At 64.1% G+C, this 298-nt stretch carries 1 protein-coding gene; it reads left to right on the top strand.

The genetic code is table 11. The annotated features are described in order from the left end of the window. On the top strand, positions 1-298 hold a 298-nt coding region (locus tag ACZYSP_RS35430; RefSeq protein WP_489019227.1), incomplete at both ends, for a HAMP domain-containing protein.

The following is a 298-nucleotide window of genomic DNA, read 5'->3' as shown; positions in this document are numbered from 1 at the left end:
AGGCCTATGAAACCCGCGTGCTCGACCTGCTGTCGATGGAGCGCCAGGCCATCGACGACCTGAGCCAGGCCATCGACGCGGCGAACACGCGCAGCTTCAACCTGCAATTGCTGCTGACGGTGCTGACGGTGGTCAGCGGCGGCATCTTCGCGTTCTTCATTTCACGCAGCATCGTGCGCCCGCTGGCGCAAGCCGTGCAGGTGGCCGAGACCGTCGCTGCCGGCGACCTGAGCATGCACATCGAAGTGGAAAGCCGCGACGCAGCAGGGCAGCTGATGCAGGCGCTGAAGAACATGAA

This window comes from Variovorax sp. F042 (genome assembly GCF_057814215.1).
The sequence above is the reverse complement of the archived record's forward strand: the minus strand, read 5'-3'. Positions and strand labels throughout refer to the sequence as shown.